A 20804-nucleotide genomic window follows, 5' to 3' on the forward strand; every position below is an offset into this window, starting at 1 on the left:
GGGTTAGTTCGTGCCCCTGCATCATCAATTGTTTCCGTCTTTTTGATGCGACAAGCCTAATTGCGGTACTAAAAATAGACTCTATGTATTAAGGAATGTTACAGGGGACTGTTTATTGAAGGGATGGCGATAACATTGGAGAGTAAGGATGCTTTTCGACACACTTGGCGGTGGTTTGCGGGTGGGGTAGTCGTTCAAAGTAAAGGGGTTAGTGTGAGTGAGCGGATTGAGATGGTGCGGGTTGAGGCGTGGGACGGGCTCGGGTGGCTGCGGCACGGGTTCAGTACGCGGGGTGGAGGCGTTTCTCCGGTTTATGGGGGAAAAACGCTGAATCTGGGGTGGACGAAGGAGGATGAGGCGGCTTCGGTGGTGAAAAATCGGGTGCGTTTTGTGCGGTGTGTTGATGGTGATTTGTGGAACAAACGTGGTTCTTTGCTGGTGGGATTGAGGCAGGTTCACTCGGATGTGGTGCGGATTGTTCGGGAGGGGGATGGGGCGCTCGAGGGGAAGCTGCAGACGGCGGAAGGGAGGGCGGTGCTGGAGGGGGACGGGCTGATTACGAATGTGCCGGGTGTGTTGGTGGGGGTGGGGACTGCGGATTGCGTTCCGGTGCTGGTTGTGGATCGGGAGAAGAGAGCGGTGGGAGCGTTTCATGCGGGATGGCGGGGGACGGTGGCGCGGATTGTGGAGCGTGGGGTGGCGATGATGACGGCTGAGTATGGGTCGCGGGTGGAGGACCTGGAGGCGGCGGTGGGGCCGAGCATTGGGGCTTGCTGCTACTCGGTGGGTGGGGAGGTGCATCGGGAGTTTGGGGAGCGGTTTGCGTATGGGGAGGAGCTCTTCCGGGTGAGCGGGGCTGAGCTGTATCTGGATCTTTGGGAGGCGAATCGCAGGCAGCTGGTGGAGGCTGGAGTGGGCGAGGAGCGGATCACTGTGGTGGGAGAGTGTACGGCTTGTTCGGTCGATGCTGCGGGGGAGCTAAAGTACTTTTCGCATCGTGGGGAGAAGGGTGTTGCGGGGAGGATGTTGAGCGTGGTGGGTGTGGCTGGTTAGTTCTGAAAGGCGCTCTGTCCTGCCGGACGGGCGCCCTGCGCGGGCGGCGGTCACTTCGTGACTTGTATACCCCTTCGGTTGGCGCTCCCGTTGGTCGCGAGCCATCTTTCTTTCCGCGGCCCGCGCAGGGCGCACTTCCGCACAGATCATTTGGGTCTTATGGGCCGATACATCCTAGTCCATGAGCTTTCGGGTTAGGTAGGTGTATTGTTCGGCGCGGGTGTTGGCCTGCTCTTTGAGGTTCGCTCCGGCAGCGTGTCCACCTTCGACGATCTCGTCGTAGAAGAAGGGCTTGTGAAACTCTTCGAGACGTGCGGCGAATTTGCGGGCGTGGACGGGGCCGACGCGGTCATCTTTGGTGGTGGTGAAGATGAGGGGCTCGGGGTATGTGGTGTTGGGGTTGAGCTGGTTGTAGGGGGAGATGTGGGCGAGGAACTTTCTCTCCTCGGGGATGGTGACGGTGCCGTATTCGCCGACCCAGGAGGCTCCGGCGGCGATGTGCTCGAAGCGGATCATGTCGAGCAGTGGGACCTGGATGACGACGGCGTTCCACATCTCGGGGTGCTGGGTGAACTCGACGCCCATGAGGAGGCCGCCGTTGGAGCCGCCAACGATACCCAGGCGACGTGGAGAGGTGATCTTACGGGTGAAAAGGTCCTGGCCAACTGAGGCGAAGTCGTCATAGATGCGCTGGCGGTGGGTCTTGAGGCCGGCGTCGTGCCAGGCGGGGCCGAACTCGCCGCCTCCACGGATGTTGGCGAGGACGAAGGAGCCGCCCCGCTCAAGCCAGAGCTTGCCGAGGATGGGATTGTAGGTGGGCGTCATGGAGACTTGAAAGCCTCCGTAGGCGTTCATGAGAGTGGGGTTCGAGCTGTCGTACTTGATGTCTTTGTGGCGGACGAGGAAGTAGGGGACTTTGGTTCCGTCTTTGGAGGTGGCCTGGAGCTGTTCGACGACGAGATTGGAGGCGTCGAACTGGGCTGGGAGAGTTTTGGCGGATTTTAGATTTGTTGATGCGGCGTCACCCAGAAGGAGGGAGGAGGGCGTCAGGAAGCCGGTGGTCTCGAGGAAGAACTTATTGTCGGAGGTGTTGGTGGTGGCGATGCTGACGCTGAGATTGTCGGGGATGTCGAGCTTTTTGCGCGCCCACGTGTTGTTGGCTTCGTGGGTGTAGATGTAGGCGCGGCCTTGAACGTGGTCGAGCGTGGTGAGGAGGAGATGGTCTTTGGTGGTGGCCGACTCCTGGAAGAACTCTTCTGATGTGGGAGTGAATACGACGGTGGGTTTGAGGTGGACTGGGTCCTTCTTTACGGCTTCGAGGTTAAGTGCAACGACTGAGCCTTGAGGGAAGGTTTTAGATTGGCCTTCGGGCTTCCAGTCCTGGTTGAGTTCGACGATGAGCTGGCCGTCGAGCATGCCGTGAGTCCGCGACTTGCCGGGCACGAAGATTTTCTTTGGGCCGCTGTCGGTGTAGAGGAAGGTCTCGCGCTCGAAGAAGTTGACTCCGCGGTTGAGGACTACGGCGACGTGACCCTGGCTGTCGTGAATTGCCGCTGCGTTGACTCCTACGTCGGCTGGCGTGCCGCGATACACCTCTTTGGCCTGGTCGAGGGTCTGGCCACGCTTCCAGAGCTTGATGACGAAGGGATAGCCGGATTGAGTCATGGTGCCCTCGCCCCAGTCACGTGCGACGAGGAGGGTGTCCTGGTCGACCCAGGTTACGTCCTGCTTGGACTTGGGCAGGACGAAGCCCCCTTCGACGAACTTGCCGGTCTTGAGGTCGAACTCGCGGAGGGTGTCGGCGTCTTCGCCGCCGGCGGAGAGAGAGACCATGCAGAGGCCGTCTCCGGGGTAGAGGCAGTTAAGGCCCTTCTCTACCCATTTTTCGTTGTCCTTTGCGGCCAGGGCGTCGTAGTCGATGACGGTCTGCCACTCGGGCTGGTCGGTGAGGTAGCTGTCGAGTGAGGTTTTGCGGAGAATGCCGCGGACGTGCTGGGCGTCCTGCCAGGTGTTGTAGATCTCGCCGACGCGGAAGTCCGGGGAGGGGAGACGGGTGGGCGATTCGAGCACTTTGAGCGCTGCTTCGGCGAGCACGGGGTATCGTGGGTCGGCCTGCAGGACTTTGGCGGAACGAGCATTTTCTTCGTTGACCCAGGCCATGGCTTTGCCGCCGGAGACGTCTTCGAGCCACTGATATTTGTCTGGCTGCTCGGTGGGAGTTTGGGCGGTGGCGTGAATCGAGCCGAAGATGGTTGTTGTTGCGAATGCGATAAGGACAGCGGTCTTGCGGCTCCTAAGCTGCATCTTGTCTTTTTCCTTCCTGATACTTCTTTGCTCACGGTGTGCGAAGAGAGCCAGTGTAGCGCAGGTGTTGTCTGGGGTTTGTCATGAACCTTCTGGGAGCGATAAAGAATGGACAACTACGTGAGGGGGTGGGCGGAGGGATTGAGGTTTGGGCCGGCGGAGTTCGTCGGGATCCTTCCCCGTTCGACGTCGCTCAGGATGACAGCAAAGGCATTTTAATGCGGGCTCGCTGGCTTAATATGGCTTCGCCTAGACTTCGGACACTAGGTCTTGCATAGTTCTTCGGCAATTGCTTCTCGATGGTTCAGCGCGATTACGTCGAGACGGTTTAGAACCCGGATGTAAAAGAGGAAGGCTGCCAGGGCGAGGGCGAGGAGAACTGGGATCATGAGCCACGGTCGGTGCAGGTGTAGGCAGAGGAGGACGATGGCAAAGCCGATGCCGAAGCAGGCCAGAACAACGCCCAATGCGATCAGGGCGCTGAGTTGAGAGGTCTGTTGGCGGCTGATCTTCGACAGGTTGATTTTTTTTGGTGCGCTGAGGGAGCGAAGATTGCCGATGGCTCCGTTGGTGAAGGTGGCGAAGAGGAGCCAGCAGAGGGTCGCGAGGGCGATGAGCGGAGATGGAGTGCGGGTGCTGAGGACGAGAACTCCGAAGATGAGGAAGAACTCGACAAGGCTGAGGAGAAAGCCGATGAGGTTCTTTGCGAGGAAGACGTCGCGGAGGCGGGTGGGGCTGATGAAGTAGAACTGGACGCCGGGGCCGTCCATGCCGAGACCGTTGTAGGAGAGGATGGAGACGCCGAGGAGGGAGTAGGCGACGGCGGCTGGGAAGACGAGGCTGCCGCCGGTGCCGCTGGCTCCCATGCGGGTAGCGAAGAGGAAGACCATGAAGACGGGGGCGATGAAGCCGTAGAGCTGGTTGGTGTTGCGGCGGAGGTAGAGGAGTTCCTTGCGGAGACAGGCGGAGAGGGTGGGGCTGAGGCTGAAGGGGCTGCGGGTGGGTTGAGTTGTTGCTGACGGCAAGCCTGAGATGCGCTGCGGCGCAGGGATGCGGGTTGCTGCGGGTTGGTGGGAGACCTGGCTTAGATTTTCGCCGCGGAACTCGCGATGCATACGCCAGGCGTAGACGGCCAGGAAGAGGCATCCGAAGGCGGCGAGGCCTAGGAGAGATGCGATGGCGGTGAAGTGGCGTCCCTGTGCAGAGCTGACGATGGACGTGGCGGCAAGGCCGGGAGGCAGGAGATTGGCTACTGGCCGGATGCGATTGAATATCTTGATGAGGAGGGGAAGCTTGCTGGCCTGGTGACCGTGGTGGAAGGCTGGGTTGAAGGTTAGATTGATGTACTGGAAACCGAGGGAGCCGAAGATGATGAGGGCGGTGAAGATCTCGCTGGCGCGGCGGGTGGAGAGCCAGCGCTCGACCCAGGTGATGGCCATGCGGGTGAAGAAGATGTTAGCCAGTGCGAAGACGATGAGGACAAGAGTGGCCCAGGGGACTAGCGAAGGTTTGGCTACGCCGATGCCGATGTCGGCGGCGATGATGGCTAGGGTGCCGATGACGTTGGCCGCGGAGAGCAGACCGAAGAAGAGGCGTGCCAGGAGGTAGCGAGGAAAACTGATGGGGAAGCGGATGATGGTGTTGATGTCGAAGCTGAGGCCAGGAGCGGAGATGTTGAGGACGACGAGCTGCCAGAGCAGGAAGACTCCCCAGGTGATTGCATAGAACATGGCGAGGCGGTCGGTGGAGACGAGAACGTAGGCTCCGACGCCTGCGCCGAGGATGGGGAAGATGGCGATGAGGCCGAGGAAGGGGAAGATCAGGATACGGGCGATGAGTTCGCCGGTTCCACCTTTGCGGCGGAAGGCGTTGCGAAAGATGCTCCAGCGAAGTTGGGCGAGGGCGGCGAACTGGGCTCGGCTCTGGGCGGAGGTCCAGGGATGATTTGGAGATTGGCTTTGGCTTGGGGTCTCGGTTAGCCCAGCCATGAGAGCTCCTGCTCGGGAGGGGCGATCGCGGGATCGCCGCCTACGATGCTGAGGAATATCTGCTCGAGGGTAAGGATCTGGTTGTTGCCGTTGCCTTCGGGGTTGCGGGCCTGGACGCCGGCTCGGAGCTCTTCGAGGGAGCCGTTGGCGATGAGGTGGCCGCGATCGATGATGGCGATGTGAGTGCAGAGGCGCTCGACGATCTCGAGGACGTGGGAGGTGAGGAAGATGGTGGCGCCGCGGGCAATCATACCCTGGAGCATGGCTTTGAGGGTGCCGGAGGCGATGGCGTCGACGCCTTCGAAGGGCTCGTCGAGGAAGAGGATGCGGGGGCCGTGGATGACGGCGGCCGCGAGGGCGAGCTTTTTCTGCATGCCGTGGGAGAAGTCGGTGATGAGTTTTTTGGTCTCGCCGGCGAGGCTCATGAAGTCGAGGAGTTCGGTGGTGCGGGCGGCGGTGGTGGCGGCGTCGAGGCCGTACATGCGGCCTACGAAGTGGAGGTATTCGGCTGCGGTGAGGCGGCCGAAGAGGGCGAGGCCTTCGGGGACTACGCCGATCTGGCGCTTGACTTCGATGGGGTTGGTAGCGGCGTCGAGGCCAAGGATCTGGATGGAGCCGGAGGTCGGGGCGAGCAGGCCGGTGAGCATCTTGATGGTGGTGGATTTGCCTGCGCCGTTGGGACCGAGGAAACCGAAGAACTGGCCGGGAGCGACGGTGAGGTTCACGTCTTGAACTGCGGTGAATTCGCCGAAGCGGCGGGTGAGGCCTGTGGTGGTGACGGCGGGGACCATGTGTGGGAAGCATATCGCAATGGATGTGCCGGCAGAGGCAAATTCAGGGTGCGTGGGGTCGTCTGTGGGCGGCATTCCGCCGATTGATGGTGCGAGAGAGAGCGAACAACGGGATTCGAGGTCTAAGAATCGAGGTTGAAAGATGCAACACGTGAAGTTGTGGGTTGGTATACTTAAAAGTCAGCTCATTTAGCCGGGTTGGGGATGTAGCTGGGTTTTGGGCAGGACGCACGGCCGGTTAGCGAGACTGCAGACAGGTTTTGAATGAGTAAGATTCTCGAGACAATTAACTCTCCCGCGGATGTGAAGAAGCTTTCGATTGCGGAGCTGACCCAGTTGGCAGAGGAGATTCGGGCGCGGCTGATTGTGGGGGTGGCAAAGACGGGCGGACATATCGGTCCGAATCTTGGCGTCGTCGAACTGACGCTGGCGATGCACTATGTATTCGACACCCCGACGGATAGCTTTGTCTTCGATGTGAGTCATCAGGCTTATGTGCACAAGCTGCTGACTGGGCGAGAGAAGCTGTTTCATACGATTCGGCAGCCTGGTGGTTTGAATGGATTTATGCTGCGCACCGAGAGCGAGCATGACAGCTATGGAGCGGGGCATGCCGGGACAGCGCTTAGTGCGGCGTTGGGGATGGCTGTTGGCCGCGACATGGCAGGTGGGAAGGAACACATCGTCGCTCTGGCGGGGGATGCCGCGTTTACAAATGGAATCTCGTTTGAAGCGTTAAACAATATTGCGGCTCAGACCAAGAGATTGATCGTGGTGTTGAACGATAACGCGTGGTCGATCGATAAGAACGTGGGGGCGATTGCGGAGTACTTCCACAAGATCGTGACGAATCCTACGATCTCGAGTTTGCACGATAAAGCGGCCGATCTGTTGGAGCGTTTTGGCGGTAAGACGGTGCGGCATGTTGCTCGTAAGGCGGAAGAGGCGGCGAAGGGTTTGATTGGGCCGGGCACGCTCTTCGAAGAGTTTGGGCTGAGCTACTTCGGGCCGATCGATGGACACAATCTGCCGTTGCTGATTGAGACATTCAACTTTTTGAAGCAGCAGAATAAGCCGGTAGTACTGCATGCGATTACTCAAAAAGGCAAAGGTTTTCAGCCTGCGATTGAGAAGCAGAAGAAGTTTCACGGGCTGGGACCTTACGACGCGCAGACCGGTGAGACCAAGCCTGCGGGGCAGAAGACCTACTCTGAGATATTTGCTGAGTCGCTGACGAAGCTGGCTACTGCGAACGATAAGGTTGTGGCAATTACCGCTGCGATGCCGAACGGCACGGCGCTCGATCTTTTTCGGCCGCATCATCCGAAACGGTACTTCGACGTGGGGATCGCTGAGGAGCACGCGGTGATCTTTGCGGCGGGCATGGCGACGAAGGGGTATAAGCCTTTTTGCGCGATCTACTCTACGTTTTTGCAGCGGGCCTTCGATCAGGTAGTGCATGATGTTTGTCTGCAGAATCTGCCCGTAGTGTTCTGCATGGACCGCGGCGGTTTGAGTGGGGATGATGGGCCGACGCATCATGGGTTGTTCGATATCAGCTATCTGCGCAGTGTGCCGAACCTGGTGCATATGGTGCCGAAGGATGAAGACGAGCTTGCCGACATGATGTATACGGCGATGCTGCATGAAGGGCCAAGCGCGATTCGATATCCGCGTGGGATTGGGCAGGGCGTTGTAGTGAAGGAGCAACCGGTGGCGCTCGAGATCGGCAAGGCTGAGGTGATCCGCGATGGTGTGGATGTCGCTATCTTCGGCCTGGGTGCGATGTTGCCGGAGGCGGTTCGCCTGGCGGAGATGTTGAAGCTGGAAGGATTTTCTGCAGCGGTGATTAATCCGCGTTTTGCGAAGCCGGTAGATCGGGATTGCGTCGGGGAGTTCGGTGGTCGCTGTGGTCTGGTGATTACGTTAGAGGATCATGTCCTTGCGGGTGGGTTTGGCTCTGCCGTGATGGAGACCCTGAACGAACTTGAGTTGCAGGTTCCGGTGGTGAGAGTGGGCTGGCCGGATGCGTTTATCGAGCACGGAAAAATGGAGTCACTGCGAGAGAAGTATGGCCTTACGGCCGAGGCGGCGCTTGAGAGATCGAGACCTTATCTCAGCAAGATGATGGAGCAGGTTCTGGCCAAGCACTAGGTAGAAGGATTGACGGATACGGGTCGTAATACGCGGCCCGTACTTCCTTAACAACGTCTACGGTCATTCCATTGAGGCGGTCTTCAAAGATGATGGGCCAGGAGCGCAAGCAGTTCGCTTGTGCGGGCGTGGCGATAGGAAAAGGTGCTGCGAAGCTGAGAGATGACGAAGAGGCGGTTGGCGATATCTCCAAATTTTCCCAGCGGTAGTTCGTAGTCGACTTTGTCTTCGAGCAGAGTGCCCGGCGTGGGGCTCGCGGAATCTTCTGTTCGCGTCTCCGACTTTACCTGGTGGCAGTGATGCCAGTAGGCGAAGGGGCCGCGGAGTTGTTGGTCGCAGAAGTGCTCTTTCCAAGTGAACTCGGAGATCTCTGCGTCCCAGGAAACTCGCATGGGGGAGTATGGGAACGGGCGAAAGCTGAGGGTGATCTTCGTTCCAGCACCCGCAGCGATACTGTTGAGTCCGGAGTAATCAACGGGTTGCCGGGGTGGGGGTGCGATGGAGATTTTTTCGATACGGGCCTTCTGCCAAGGGGGCATAAGACGTGGGAGATTTTCGGGATTTGAGAAGAAGACGAAGACTAGTTCGACAGGGTAGGGGAGCCACTGCTTGGAGTGGAAGGTGTGGCGCATCGCTGAGTTGGTTATAGCGTGTTGCTGAGGAGAGCGCGAGTGATGCGGGCTGCAAATCGGAGCGGGTTTCGTGTGATGAGAAAAAAAGGCGCCTCGTTGTGAGGCGCCTCAAGGGATTGCGGAGGAAGACACTTAGTTAGGCATGAGGACGGTGTCTATGACATGAATGACACCGTTCGACTGGAAGACATCGGCAGTGGTGATGGTGGCCATGCCGCCTTTGGCATCGGTCAACATGATGTTACCGCCGGACATGGTGGCCGTGAGATCTTCACCCTGAACCGTCTTGAGGGTGGCCTTGCCGCCGCCCTTGCTGATCATCTTCTCGAGTTCCTTCGAAGAGATCTTGCCTGCTACGACGTGGTAGGTGAGGATCTTGTCCAGCGTGTCTTTGTTCTCGGGCTTGACGAGAGTGTCGACGGTGCCGGCGGGGAGCTTGGCGAACGCATCATCGGTTGGAGCGAAGACGGTGAAGGGGCCGGGGCTGTTGAGGGTGTCGACCAGGCCGCCTGCTTTGACCGCAGCTACGAGGGTCTTGTGGATGGGTGAATTGACTGCGTTGGCGACGATGGTCTTGGAGGGGTACATGGGAGCGCCGCCGACTTCGGGGTCTTTCTGGGCGTGCGCGGTGAGTGAGGTGACTGCAAGGGCGGCTACTGCGAGGGTGGCTAGAAATGTCTTCTTCATTGTGATTATCCTTTGGGTAGTGATGGTTTCCAGAAGCTCGTTCCCTGCAGGGGCACTCATAAGCATTTACGTGCGCTTGCTGGGGCTGGATTGGTCTAATTTCCATCATGCTCGTCATATGCCGTTGCAAGAGGCAGCGTTGCGAGGTCTGTTGGGTGTGCGTAACAGTTAGCGAGAAGATGTTGATGGGGTAAAGATGTGCGTGACACGAAGGGGGCGTTGACAATTCCATCGAGTCCTCGTCAACTGAAGGTCGGATGATGGTGAAAGAGCCAATCAGTAGTCGAGGGTTGATACAGGCACGGGAGCAGGGGGACCACCCGGCCGGTGTGCACGATCGCGGCTTGATGCTGATCGGGCTGTTCAAACTGGCGAAGGCGATCTTCTTCTTCTTTATCGGTGCGGGTGCGATTCACCTGCTTCATAAAGATGTCGGCGATGAGGTGACGCGGCTGGCGCTGAAGTTGAGGTTTGACCCTGAGAGCCGGCTGGTTGCTTTGTTGCTCCATAAGGCAGACCTGATCGATGCGCATCGGTTAAGGCAGATCAGTGTAGGGACGTTCGGTTACTCTGCATTGGCTCTGACCGAGGGGATCGGACTGCTGCTGGAGAAGGTGTGGGCGGAGTATCTGACGCTGATTTTGACGGTCTCTTTTCTGCCGTGGGAGTTGTATGAGCTGGTCCGAAGGCCGGATGGGTTTCGCTTGAGCCTGCTGGTTATCAACTTGGCAGTGCTTGCGTACCTGGTTTGGCTGCTTCGGCGGAAGAAGCTACTGGGTGGGAGCTAGTGATTATCCCTTACACACATGTCGCACAAAACACGAAGGATAATCATCTGTGATTTCAGAACTCCGAACGGACACCCCGTCTCAGAGAACGCTGAGAAATTGAGATAAGTTTATTAGTTTGTGGTTGTTAGATAGATCGCGCCTTAAAAGTTTTGTCCAGAAAATGGACAGAAAACACGCCCTCGACCCTAGAGACAGAGCCGAGGAACGTATTTAGTTGTTGGATTTGATTTTGAGAATTACTTCAACGATGTGGAGTAACACCAAAACCAGCCCCAACGCCACAAGTAGAGTCATACAGCACTCCTGATTGAGTTCGGCCTAGGCCGTCCTACAACACTCTCCCTTGCGCGGAGAGTTGGGTATGACTCTACTGCAAACTACAATTAGTTTTCTATGGACGATATCAAGGTAGACGCGGACAAGTTCGATTCTGTCTTGCGCCGAATGCTGGCGATCAATCCATTATCGAAAGCCGAGATTAGCGCCAAGATCAAGAAGGAAAGAGCCGCTAAGAAAGCTGTCCAGAAAATGGACAAACAGGCTAAAACTGATCCGAATACCACTCAGTCAGATCCTTCTTGAACGTATAGAATCCGTCATCTGTTAGAAGTTTGTAGGGAAGCGGCTTACGCTTGGTCAGGTTTTGCAAGGCCATATCAAACAACCAAGGCTGCATCCTTCGTCGGTTGTACCGCCAGCAAAACTCACCCAAATACCTGTCCAGATGCTCAGCACTCAAACGGTGATAGTTGCCCACAATGCCCCGTTTGAACAGTGAGAATGCACTCTCAACCGTATACGTGGATGTAACGCGGCCTTTGTCCCGAATCTCTTCTTCGTGGTTGCCTTGTTGGTGTTTGGCGCGAGGAACCACACCCTTATATGTTTGGTTGCCATCTGTGACGACTTTAGAGGTTTCGGTGTCTACATGGTCGTGATACACGCGGCGCAGATTCTGGAGAGTGTTGGAAGGCACTACGCGCATGTGAAGACTACCGTGTCGTTCGGCCATACCAACAACTACGGTCTTATTGGGTTTGGACGGCGTTTTTACACCCTGTAGCCTTCGGCGGCCACCAACATACATCTCGTCTATTTCGACAGTCGTATCAGGGCCACCAACCGTAAAATCAGCCTCTTCTTGCATTGCCTGTCTAATGCGGTGGCACACATACCAAGCGGTTTTATAGGTCATCCCAATGTGTCGCTGGACTTGAGCTGCTGATATGCCTTTCTTGCCTTCGATCATCAGGGCAATGACCGCGAACCACTTCTGTAGAGGCAAGTGGGAATCGTGAAAGAGCGTCCCAGTGGTCGCGCTAAACTGCCAACCACACTCAGCACATTGGAAGAGACGACGCGGTTTACCAGTTTTGCCTTTGGATTCGGTCAGCCAGCATTTGGGATGATCGCAAGCCATACAACGAACCCCATCAGGCCATCGCGCCTTCATCAGATAGGCAAGAGCATGTTCTTCGGTGGGGAATTTCTTAGCAAGGGAAAAGAGATTCATGGAAATACCTCAAGAGAAGGAACCCGTATTCAGCGACCCGTTTTATCGAGAACTTTACGAACGTCTATGTGTAGCTCAGAAGCGATTGAGCGAATCCTCTTTGCGCGTTCAACGGTTGCGTGAGAATCCTTCACAATGCGAGTAGCGTAGTCATCCAGCAAAGTTGCCGTTTCGTTTGCCAGACTTTCGGTAAGGCTCGCCAGCTTTCCCAAAACTTCCCTGATTGCGTCGATATCGTTCATGGTTTTTCCGCCTGAAAAGACAAAATGATTATGCACCTAGACTCAACATGTGTCAACGGGATAATCATTTGGGAGCTAGTGTTTTCGCTTTTATTTCGCTTACCAGATGGATTCGCGGTGTGCAAGTGACGGAGTTGGCATGAATCAACTGAGCCAACACTACAGCTAGCGGTTACCTCTTAGGTACACACAAGTAGCTGAGTTTTCCACATCCCGATATGGGAAATACACAGAAGTTGCACAAATTAGTTCTTTACAGGGCCGGATACCTCGGCGATGCTGGTGGAGCGAAGTAGAACATTTTGGAGTTTGGTGGACCAAACTAGGTCCCTATCAACAGAATTCTACGATGCGGAGCTGGTTTTGAACCAAAGATGAGCCGGGAGAGGTATCGAGGTCGTTATGTTTCGGGGAAATCACCCAACACGTGTGGACGAAAAGGGCAGATTGAAGCTGCCTGCCGAGTTCAAGCGCCGTGTGGATGAGCTGTACGGTCCTCAGTTCTACATAACGAGCATGGATGGGAAGCGGGCGCAGGTTTATCCGCTGAAGGAGTGGGAGCAGATCGAGGCGTCGCTGTCGAAGATGTCCCCGATGGATCCGGTTCGGAAGAAGTTTCAGGACGTGACGAACTTCTACGGGCAGATGGCCGAGATGGACGCGCAGGGCCGGTTGCTGATTCCGCAGAAGCTGCGGGAGCTGGCGAAGGTGACGGGCGAGGTAAATGTTCTGGGGTCGCAGACGTTGTTGGAAGTTGTGAATGCTGAGCTGTTCGATGCGGAGATGAAGAAAGCAAGTGGAGCGGTTGAGCTGACGGACGCGGATCTGATGGCGTTCGCCGATAAGACCAAGGCAGTTGCTTAGCAGGTGCAATGTGGCCCCCAGGGGCAGCACGGAAGGCGGGTGAAGATGAAGAGTCCGCAACATGTGCCGGTTCTTTTAGAGGAAGTTCTGGAGTATTTGAATGTGCGGCCGGGCGGCGTGATTGTTGATGCGACGCTGGGTCTGGCGGGGCACTCTTTGGAGATTGCGAAGAGGCTGGGCGGCAGAGGCAAGCTGATTGGCTTTGACCGTGACCCGGAGGCGATGGAAAAGGCTGAAGCAAGGCTTGAGGTTTTACGGGCTGAGCTTGGAGACGAGATGCCGGAGCTGGTGTTTGAGCCGAGGGCGTTTTCGGAGGCCTCGGGGGTGATTGCACCGGGGAGCCTGGATGGCTTGCTTGCTGACTTTGGCGTAAGCAGCCTGCAGCTGGACGAGGCGCACAGAGGATTTAGTTTTCGGACCGATGGCCCGTTAGATATGCGGATGGATACGCGCAGCGGGGAGACGGCCGAGCAAGTGGTAAATCAGGAAGACGAAAACGAACTCGCCGACCTGATTTACGAATTCGGAGAGGAAAGGAGGTCGCGGAGAATCGCCAGAGCCATTGTTAGGGCCCGGCCGATTACGACTACAGCAGAGTTGGCTCGAATCGTATCGGCCGAGGCCCCACCAATGAAAGGCGAGAAAATTCATCCGGCGACACGCACCTTTCAGGCGCTTCGAATTCGAGTGAATAACGAGTTGGGAGAGATTCAATCGCTGCTGAAGAGCGCGGGGTCTCTGTTGAAGCCGGGCGGAAGGCTGGTGTTGATCAGCTTCCATTCGCTGGAGGACCGGCTGGTGAAGGATGCGTTCAAGGCTGCTAAGGACGCGAAAGTATTTGAGGTTTTGACGAAGAAGCCAGTGGTAGCGGCAGAGCAGGAACAGATGAGAAATCCACGGTCGCGCAGTGCCAAGATGAGGGCGGCCGAAAAAGTTTAGGTACAAGATTCTCTATTGCACTGAAAATGGTGCAGTCTATAGATAGAGAAAACAAGTGATCGGGCCGGGGTCGTCCCACCTTCTTTCAGGCGAAAGACAACTCTGCAACAAAAAGTCCCTTCCTCCATAGCGATCCCGGCCCGGTTCGTACGTTGAGGAGAGTGGCAAGGTTTGGTTGAAATCGAGATTCAGAGGCGAGTTTTAGAGAGGTGCACCATGGCAGCTTCGGCGATGGCAGGACAACAGTTAGAGATGCTGGGATCGCGTGCGCATAGCCGTGCGGAGTCGCTGACGGCGCGGAATCGTGAGTTGTATGAGGCGCAACGGCGGGCTCGGCGTGGACCGACGCCAGAGGTCTTCTTTACCAAGCACATCGACAACAGCCGCATTGTGAAGGCGGACGATCCGGAGCGGCGTCGCGAGATGCGCACGTTTACCGCAGTGATGAGCGTGTTGTTTGTGCTGGTGATGGTTTATGTGTGGCAGCACTTTTCTGCGATCGAGATTGGGTATCACGTTGAGGCGCAGAAGGCGCAGGTGGAGCAGTTGCGGGAGGAGAATCGTCAGCTTCGCTTGTCCGAGGCGCAGCTGACCGATCCTGGCCGGATCGATCGGATCGCGAAGCAGCTTGGCCTGGGGGAGCCTCAGCCTGGGCAGGTGGTGCGGCCGGAGGGCGGCGGAGATCCGAATGCTCCGGCGTTGGCGCAGGCGAGTGCTCCGGCGATGCAGATTGCTCAGTAGTCGGTTGTCGGCAGAGGGTGTTGGACTTTGTTGAGAACCTGAGACGAAGGGGACCAGGAAGTACACTAACGATAAAGCAGGGATGAGATGAACAAGGCGCCACGGCAGACGTTGACCGCTCCGATACGGAGGATCCGTTTCGCCTATGTGGCGCTGTTTTTTTGCGCGTGGACGACGTTGATCGCGGTGCGGCTGGGATGGCTGCAGGTGGTGCGGCACTCGGACTTTGTGCATCGGGCGGCGTTGCAGCAGCAGAGGACATTTGAGGTGGCTCCTCGACGGGGGATGCTGTATGACCGCAATCTGCGGGAGCTTGCGGTGACGGTGCAGGTGGATAGTGTGTATGCGGTGCCGTCGGAGCTAGGGGACAATCGTGCGAGCGCGGCGGAGATACTGGCAGAGATTGTGCACGCGGATCCGAGGGACAACTTCACCTCGCAGCAGCAGATGCTGGCGCGGTTCAATGCTTCGAAGAATTTTGCGTGGGTGGCGCGGAAGGTTGATCCAGGTATTGCTGATCGTCTGCGTGAACTGAATTTGAAGGGTGTTTATTTTCAGAAGGAGTTCAAGCGGTTCTATCCGAACAACGACCTGGCTGCGCAGGTGCTGGGGTATGTGGGGACGGATGATATCGGGCTGGGTGGGTTGGAGCGCCAGTTCGACGATGACATGCATGGTGAGCCTGGGCATATGTTGACGGCGCTCGATGCGAGACGGCATGTGCTGGGCAGTGAAGAGAACCAGCCGATGCCGGGTGAGAATCTTGTGTTGTCGATCGACGCAAATATTCAGTACATGGCGGAACGAGCGCTTGATGCTCAGGTGGAGAAAGTAAAGGCTCTGCATGGGACGGTGGTGGTGCAGGATCCGCACACGGGGCAGGTTCTGGCGTTGGCTGTGTCTCCGCGTTTCAATCCGAACGACCAAAAGCACATGGATGCGAATGTGCTGACGAACTTGGCGGTGAGCGATGTGTATGAGCCGGGATCGACGTTCAAACTGGTGACTTACTCGGCTGCGATCGATGCGGCGGGGGTGCAGCCTACGGACATCGTCGACTGCCAGGGGGGGGCAATGACGATGTATGGCCGCACGCTGCATGATGACAGGAGCGATCACTTTGGCCGTGTGACGGTGCAGTATGCGCTGGAGCACTCGAGCGACGTTGGTGCGGCGAAGATGGCGCTGAAGTTGGGGAATCAAAAGTTCTATGACTATATGAAGGCCTTTGGCTTTGGCGATCGGTCGGGGATTGAGCTGCCGAGTGAGACTCGCGGCCTGCTGCGAAACCCGAGGAAGTGGGGCGCGACGAGCATCTTGTCGATGGCGATTGGACAGGAGGTTGGCGTTACGCCGGTGCAGCTTGTAACGATGGTGAGCACAATTGCAAATGGTGGGGTTTATATGCCACCGCATGTGCTTCTACAGTCGACCGATGAGATGAAGGGCGATCCGCGGCTGAAGCCGGCGGCGTTTCGGCCTGCGAACGGGCTGCCTGCGACGCTGCCGGATGGCGCGCACCGGGTGATCACGGAGATGACCTCGGCGAAGATGCGGATGATGATGCAGGGCATTGTGACCGAGGGCACGGGACGACAGGCGGCGCTGAACGGTTATAGCTCGGGCGGCAAGACGGGCACGGCGCAGAAGGTTGATCCGGCGACACACACTTACTCTCACACGAAGCTTGTGGCGAGCTTTGCGGGTTTTGCGCCAGTGAGCAATCCTGCGATCTCGGTTGCGGTGGTGATCGACACTCCGACGGCGGGCAGCGAGGTGCAGCACTATGGAGGTGCGGCGAGTGCGCCGGTGTTTGCGGAGGTGGCACAGCAGGTGCTGGAGTACCTGGGTGTGCCGCACGATCAGCCGCTGAAGACTCAGAAAGAGTTGATTGTGGCGGCGAAGACGGAGGCGGACGGGGATGCGCCGAGCGAAAACACGGAGGATTTGAATGCGATGTTCGATGATGTGAACAGCCTGCCGGCGGATGATCCGCTGCGCGCTCCGACGAACGCTGCGGCTGCCGAGGTTGCGGCGAATGAAAAGCCGGTCGCGGTGACACAGAAGGCGCCGGGAAAGACGGCTGAGATTTTGAATATGCTCCCTGCGAAGGTTCTGTCGGCGTTCCATTCAGGAGATGGGAACGGTTCTGTGTCTCATGAGTCTGCGCCATTGGCGACTCAGAAGGCTCGTCTTGCCGTTGAGGCAAAGGAGCAGGGGGCTGTTGTCGTGGATGCGGGGCTGCGTGTGCCTGTGCCCTCGTTTGAGGGGGCGGGGTTGCGGGGCGTTGTGGAACGGGCGGATTCGGTGGGTTTGCGGGTGCAGGCGGTGGGGAGTGGTTTGGCCAGAGAGCAGGCACCGGCGGCGGGGACGATGGTGCCGGCGGGAACTGAGATCGTGGTGCGGTTTAGTCGATGATGGTCAGGTGCTGGGAGATATTCGGAATCTCGGCTAGCATCGCTCTATGAACTGGCAGACAGTTTGCGAGGGCTTGAGCGCCACGGATCGGTATTGCGCTTCCGTCGAGGTTTCGGGGGTTGAATATGACTCTAGGCGGGTGAGACGCGGGGATGTGTTTGTCGCGATGCGGGGTGAGGCAACGGATGGGAATCGCTATTTAGAGGCGGCTATCGCGAAGGGGGCGTCGGCGGTAGTGACGGACTCTCGCGAGGCTTACGAGAGGCTGCGCCGCGAGCATGTGGACGTTGGCACGGCGTTGGTGGAGAGAGGACGGCGGGCGCTTGCGGAGGTAAGCTCTGCGGTGATGGGGCATCCGGAACGTGATATTGCGCTGTGTGCGGTGACTGGGACGAATGGGAAGACGACCACGGCATTTTTGCTGGAGGCGATGCTGAGGAGTGTGGGGCGGAAGTGTGTATTGATCGGGACGATTGAGACGCATGTTGGAGAGGAGGTGCGGGTTTCGCCGCACACGACACCTGAGTCGCGGGATGTGCTGGAGATATTTGCGGATGGTGTGAAGGCTGGAGCTACGGAGGCCGTGATGGAGATGTCGTCTCATGCGTTGGAGCAGGAGCGCGTCTGGGGACTGCCGGTGGATGTGGCGATGTTTACGAATCTGACGCAGGATCATCTGGACTATCACGGGACGATGGAGAAGTACTTCGCAGCGAAGGCGCGACTGTTTGTGGGAGTTGGGGCGCCGGCGCCACGAGTTGCTGTCATCAATGGCGACGATGGCTTTGGAAGGCGTCTCATTGGGGAGAATCGGCAGTCGCATCTGATGAGATACGGGTTGGAGACGCTGAGCGGAGACTACAGGGCAGAGGATGTTCAGCTGCATGCGGGCGAGACGCGGTTTATCTTCAAGACGCCAAATGGCGATGCTCCAATACGGTCTTCGCTGACGGGAAGGGTGAATGTGTACAACCTGCTGGCGGCATGTTGTGCGGCTTTAGCGCGAGGGTTGAGGCTCGACGAAATAGAGGCTGGCGCTGCTTCTGGTGCGCAGGTGCCTGGCCGGTTCGAGGTGGTTCCTTCTTCGCATGACTTGACCGTGGTGGTGGACTACGCGCACACGGATGATGCTTTGCGGAACTTGATCTCGCTCGCGAGGGAGTTGGTATCGGAGCGTGGGGGAAGGGTAATTACTTTGTTTGGTTGTGGCGGCGATCGGGATAAGACGAAGCGTCCGCGGATGGGCAGGGCGGCGGGAGAGGGAAGCGACCTTGTGGTGCTTACGAGTGATAACCCTCGAAGTGAAGATCCTATGATGATTATTGAAGAGGCTCTGGTTGGGGTGCGGGAGACAGCGGTGAGGTGCATAGTAGAGCAGGATCGAGCTGCGGCGATTGAGATTGCGATTCACGCGGCGAAGGTTGGAGACATTGTTTTGATCGCTGGGAAGGGCCATGAAAAGGTGCAAATCCTGCGAGACGGGACGGTGCCGTTCGATGATGGGGCGGTAGCTGCAGGAGTTTTGAGGGAGATCGCGTGAAGCTGACCTTGGGGAAGATTGCTGACTGGATTCATGCGGATGGCGAGTTCGACACTTCGGCAGAGGCAGTAGGGTATGGGATTGATTCGCGAACCATCGGCGCGGGGGAGCTTTTTTTTGCCGTTCGCGGCGAGAGACTGGATGGGCATGACTATGTGCAGGCGGCGCTCGCAAACGGGGCGGTCGCTGCGGTGGTGAGTAATCGATGGGTCGTGCCGGCCGAGGTGGATGAAAAGAGATTGTTGCAGGTAGCAGAGTGCGACGACTGTGTGTTGAGGGCGCTGCAGCAATTGGCTCATGCGGTGCGACGCGAGTGGGGCGGGAGGGTGATCGGCGTGACCGGGTCGGCCGGAAAGACGACGACCAAGGAGGCCGTGGCGCAGGTTTTAGGCGCGAAGTTCAGAGTGTTGAAGTCGGCTGGCAACCTGAACAACGCGTTCGGCCTGCCGTTGCAGCTTCTGAAGCTGGAGCTGGAGCATGAGGTTGCGGTTATCGAGATGGGAATGAACCATGCCGGCGAGATTGCTGCGCTGGCGCAGATCGCAGAGCCGGATTGGGCGGTGGTGTCGAATGTTGGGCCAGTGCATCTGGAGTTCTTTCCGGATGGTTTGATTGGAATTGCACGAGCGAAGTATGAGTTGATCGAGGCGCTGCCAGCGGATGGCGTCGCGATTTTGAACTTCGATGACGCTTATGTGGCGGCGTTTGGCCGTGGTCTGGATGGACGCGCGGTATTTTATGGGGTCGGCGAGGGGGCGAGTGTGAGAGCCGTCAACGTGGCGGAGGTTGGCGTGGAGGGTGTGGTGTTTACGGTGGAGGCCAAGGGGCAGCGTGCAAGTGTGCAGTTGAAGATGTTGGGGCGGCATAATGTTCCGAATGCGCTGGCTGCGATCGCTGTGGGCCTGCACAGTGGGATGGAATTGGGGGAGTGTGCGGCGGCTGTCGGCGAACTGCGGGCAGGGGAAAAGCGCGGCGAGGTTCTGGAGTGGCGGGGGGCGACGCTGATCAATGATTGCTACAACTCGAATCCAACAGCGCTGAACGCGATGATCGATGCTCTGATGGCGATTCCTGCGGAGCGGCATATTGTGGTTGCGGGGGAGATGCTGGAGCTAGGTTCGGAATCGGCTGCGCTACACGGTGCGTGCGGTGCGCGGATGGCGGAACGGGGTGTAGATTTTGTGCTCGGAGTGCGGGGTGCGGCCGAGGCTGCTGTGGAGGCGGCAAGAGCTGCCGGTGCTGAGGCGCTCTTTGTCGCGGGTCCTGAGGAGGCGGGGGAGTGGCTGCTTGCGAATGTGCGTGCGAGCGACGTAGTGTTGTTGAAGGCTTCCCGTGGCGTGCGTCTGGAGAGGGTTTTAGCGGTCCTCGCGGGAAAGCCTCGGTGACGCATCGAGTTCAAACGGCATCTGAGTGATTTGCCGATTTGCGAAAAGAGATCATACGGAGTGGAGAGATATGTCGAGCAACGGGAATGCACTGGTTAGGAAAGACTCTGGTTTGGCGGTGAAGAAGCATCCGAAGAAGGCGATGAAACACGCTGCAAAAAAGAAGACAGCGAAGCACGCCAAGAAAGCTGCTAAAAAAGCCACGAAGAAAGCTGGGGAGAAGGTTGCCGGTTCGCGGGTGGTTTATGCGACGGATCATGGGCTTATGACCGCGTTTCATCATATGCAGAGAGCTTCGGTTGTGATCTCTCTGATGGAAAAGGGAACCGGCGAAGATCTGAGGGACCTGCTGGAGCGTGGGGCGAAGCTCTATCGTAAGGCGACCGAGGGCGAAGAAGGAAACAAGTTTGTGTTGCGGGCGATCGGAGTTTTGCGCGCAGCGGAGCATCTGTCGTTGGCTGGGCTCTATGCTGCCAGGGCAAAACACCGGCAGAAGGTCGCATCTCCCTCTCCAGAGTGGCTCGAAAAATTTATCGCGGAGGCGGATCACAGGATGGAGAAGATCGAGCACGGTGAACGCGGGAAAGGGACAGATCTTTTTCCGGTGACTGTGGAGCTGTTGCGACAGGCAGAGGACTTGGACCACGATGCTCACCTGGCGTTCGAGCTTGCGATGGCGGCGGATGCGCTCTGCTTTGCGCTGGAGAACGGGCTCTGAGCGAATTTCGGATTCGGCGGGCATTCGGATTGGTTCACGGACGA

17 protein-coding genes are annotated in these 20804 nt (G+C 57.8%); 10 read left to right on the forward strand and 7 right to left on the reverse strand.

Annotated features, from left to right (window positions below; genetic code table 11):
* Nucleotides 1-213: 213 nt before the first annotated feature.
* Nucleotides 214-1053, forward strand: coding sequence for a peptidoglycan editing factor PgeF (gene pgeF, locus HDF10_RS03805; RefSeq protein ID WP_311732655.1), 840 nt, complete (start codon nucleotides 214-216; stop codon nucleotides 1051-1053).
* A 174-nt stretch (nucleotides 1054-1227) separates the two neighbouring features.
* Here the strand turns inward: pgeF and HDF10_RS03810 are convergent, their stop codons facing one another.
* From HDF10_RS03810 to HDF10_RS03820, 3 genes are all read right to left on the reverse strand, one after another.
* On the reverse strand, nucleotides 1228-3357 hold the full coding sequence (locus HDF10_RS03810; RefSeq protein ID WP_183810592.1) for a prolyl oligopeptidase family serine peptidase: 2130 nt from the start codon (nucleotides 3355-3357) through the stop codon (nucleotides 1228-1230).
* A gap of 263 nt (nucleotides 3358-3620) precedes the next feature.
* Nucleotides 3621-5345 (reverse strand): hypothetical protein, encoded by a 1725-nt coding sequence (locus tag HDF10_RS03815; RefSeq protein WP_183810594.1) that lies wholly within the window; start codon nucleotides 5343-5345, stop codon nucleotides 3621-3623.
* Complete coding sequence (locus tag HDF10_RS03820) at nucleotides 5333-6136, reverse strand: ABC transporter ATP-binding protein (RefSeq protein ID WP_183811559.1); 804 nt, start codon at nucleotides 6134-6136, stop codon at nucleotides 5333-5335. The genes HDF10_RS03815 and HDF10_RS03820 overlap by 13 nt, the downstream gene beginning before the upstream one ends.
* A gap of 264 nt (nucleotides 6137-6400) precedes the next feature.
* On the opposite strand from HDF10_RS03820, the gene dxs reads away from it, so the two are divergent.
* Nucleotides 6401-8290 carry a 1-deoxy-D-xylulose-5-phosphate synthase gene (gene dxs / locus HDF10_RS03825; RefSeq protein ID WP_183810596.1) on the forward strand — a complete coding sequence of 630 codons (1890 nt, stop codon included), beginning with the start codon at nucleotides 6401-6403 and terminating at the stop codon, nucleotides 8288-8290.
* 83 nt (nucleotides 8291-8373) lie between these two features.
* On the opposite strand, the gene HDF10_RS03830 is transcribed toward dxs, so the two are convergent.
* Entirely contained in the window at nucleotides 8374-8922 is a 549-nt protein-coding gene (locus HDF10_RS03830) for an SRPBCC family protein (protein WP_183810598.1), read from the reverse strand.
* A 132-nt stretch (nucleotides 8923-9054) separates the two neighbouring features.
* On the reverse strand, nucleotides 9055-9609 hold the full coding sequence (locus HDF10_RS03835; RefSeq protein WP_183810600.1) for a fasciclin domain-containing protein: 555 nt from the start codon (nucleotides 9607-9609) through the stop codon (nucleotides 9055-9057).
* Nucleotides 9610-9866: 257 nt separating this feature from the next.
* On the opposite strand from HDF10_RS03835, the gene HDF10_RS03840 reads away from it, so the two are divergent.
* The gene (locus HDF10_RS03840; RefSeq protein WP_260177593.1) at nucleotides 9867-10397 is read left to right on the forward strand and encodes a DUF2127 domain-containing protein; all 531 of its coding nucleotides are present in this window, start codon (nucleotides 9867-9869) and stop codon (nucleotides 10395-10397) included.
* Between the two features lie 544 nt (nucleotides 10398-10941).
* On the opposite strand, the gene HDF10_RS03845 is transcribed toward HDF10_RS03840, so the two are convergent.
* Both HDF10_RS03845 and HDF10_RS03850 read right to left on the reverse strand, forming a co-directional pair.
* Nucleotides 10942-11913, reverse strand: a complete 972-nt coding sequence (locus HDF10_RS03845; protein WP_183810602.1) for an IS1595 family transposase — start codon at nucleotides 11911-11913, stop codon at nucleotides 10942-10944.
* Nucleotides 11914-11942: 29 nt separating this feature from the next.
* Nucleotides 11943-12155, reverse strand: a complete 213-nt coding sequence (locus HDF10_RS03850) for a hypothetical protein (protein ID WP_183810604.1) — start codon at nucleotides 12153-12155, stop codon at nucleotides 11943-11945.
* A 402-nt stretch (nucleotides 12156-12557) separates the two neighbouring features.
* On the opposite strand from HDF10_RS03850, the gene HDF10_RS03855 reads away from it, so the two are divergent.
* The 7 genes from HDF10_RS03855 (at nucleotide 12558) to HDF10_RS03885 (ending at nucleotide 20760) form a co-directional block, all read left to right on the forward strand.
* A complete protein-coding gene (locus HDF10_RS03855) occupies nucleotides 12558-13019 on the forward strand; it encodes a division/cell wall cluster transcriptional repressor MraZ (protein WP_183810606.1) in 462 nt (153 codons plus the stop codon).
* Between the two features lie 45 nt (nucleotides 13020-13064).
* The gene (rsmH, locus tag HDF10_RS03860; RefSeq protein WP_183810608.1) at nucleotides 13065-13958 is read left to right on the forward strand and encodes a 16S rRNA (cytosine(1402)-N(4))-methyltransferase RsmH; all 894 of its coding nucleotides are present in this window, start codon (nucleotides 13065-13067) and stop codon (nucleotides 13956-13958) included.
* A 216-nt stretch (nucleotides 13959-14174) separates the two neighbouring features.
* On the forward strand, nucleotides 14175-14699 hold the full coding sequence (ftsL, locus tag HDF10_RS03865) for a cell division protein FtsL (RefSeq protein WP_183810616.1): 525 nt from the start codon (nucleotides 14175-14177) through the stop codon (nucleotides 14697-14699).
* A gap of 87 nt (nucleotides 14700-14786) precedes the next feature.
* On the forward strand, nucleotides 14787-17117 hold the full coding sequence (locus HDF10_RS03870) for a penicillin-binding protein (RefSeq protein WP_183810618.1): 2331 nt from the start codon (nucleotides 14787-14789) through the stop codon (nucleotides 17115-17117).
* A 46-nt stretch (nucleotides 17118-17163) separates the two neighbouring features.
* A complete protein-coding gene (locus HDF10_RS03875) occupies nucleotides 17164-18657 on the forward strand; it encodes a UDP-N-acetylmuramoyl-L-alanyl-D-glutamate--2,6-diaminopimelate ligase (RefSeq protein ID WP_183810620.1) in 1494 nt (497 codons plus the stop codon).
* Entirely contained in the window at nucleotides 18654-20042 is a 1389-nt protein-coding gene (locus tag HDF10_RS03880) for a UDP-N-acetylmuramoyl-tripeptide--D-alanyl-D-alanine ligase (protein ID WP_183810622.1), read from the forward strand. The genes HDF10_RS03875 and HDF10_RS03880 overlap by 4 nt, the downstream gene beginning before the upstream one ends.
* Before the next feature lie 70 nt (nucleotides 20043-20112).
* A complete protein-coding gene (locus HDF10_RS03885; RefSeq protein WP_183810624.1) occupies nucleotides 20113-20760 on the forward strand; it encodes a hypothetical protein in 648 nt (215 codons plus the stop codon).
* Nucleotides 20761-20804 lie beyond the last annotated feature (44 nt).

The sequence above is a fragment of the Tunturiibacter empetritectus genome (assembly GCF_014201375.1).
GTDB lineage: Bacteria > Acidobacteriota > Terriglobia > Terriglobales > Acidobacteriaceae > Edaphobacter > Edaphobacter lichenicola_D.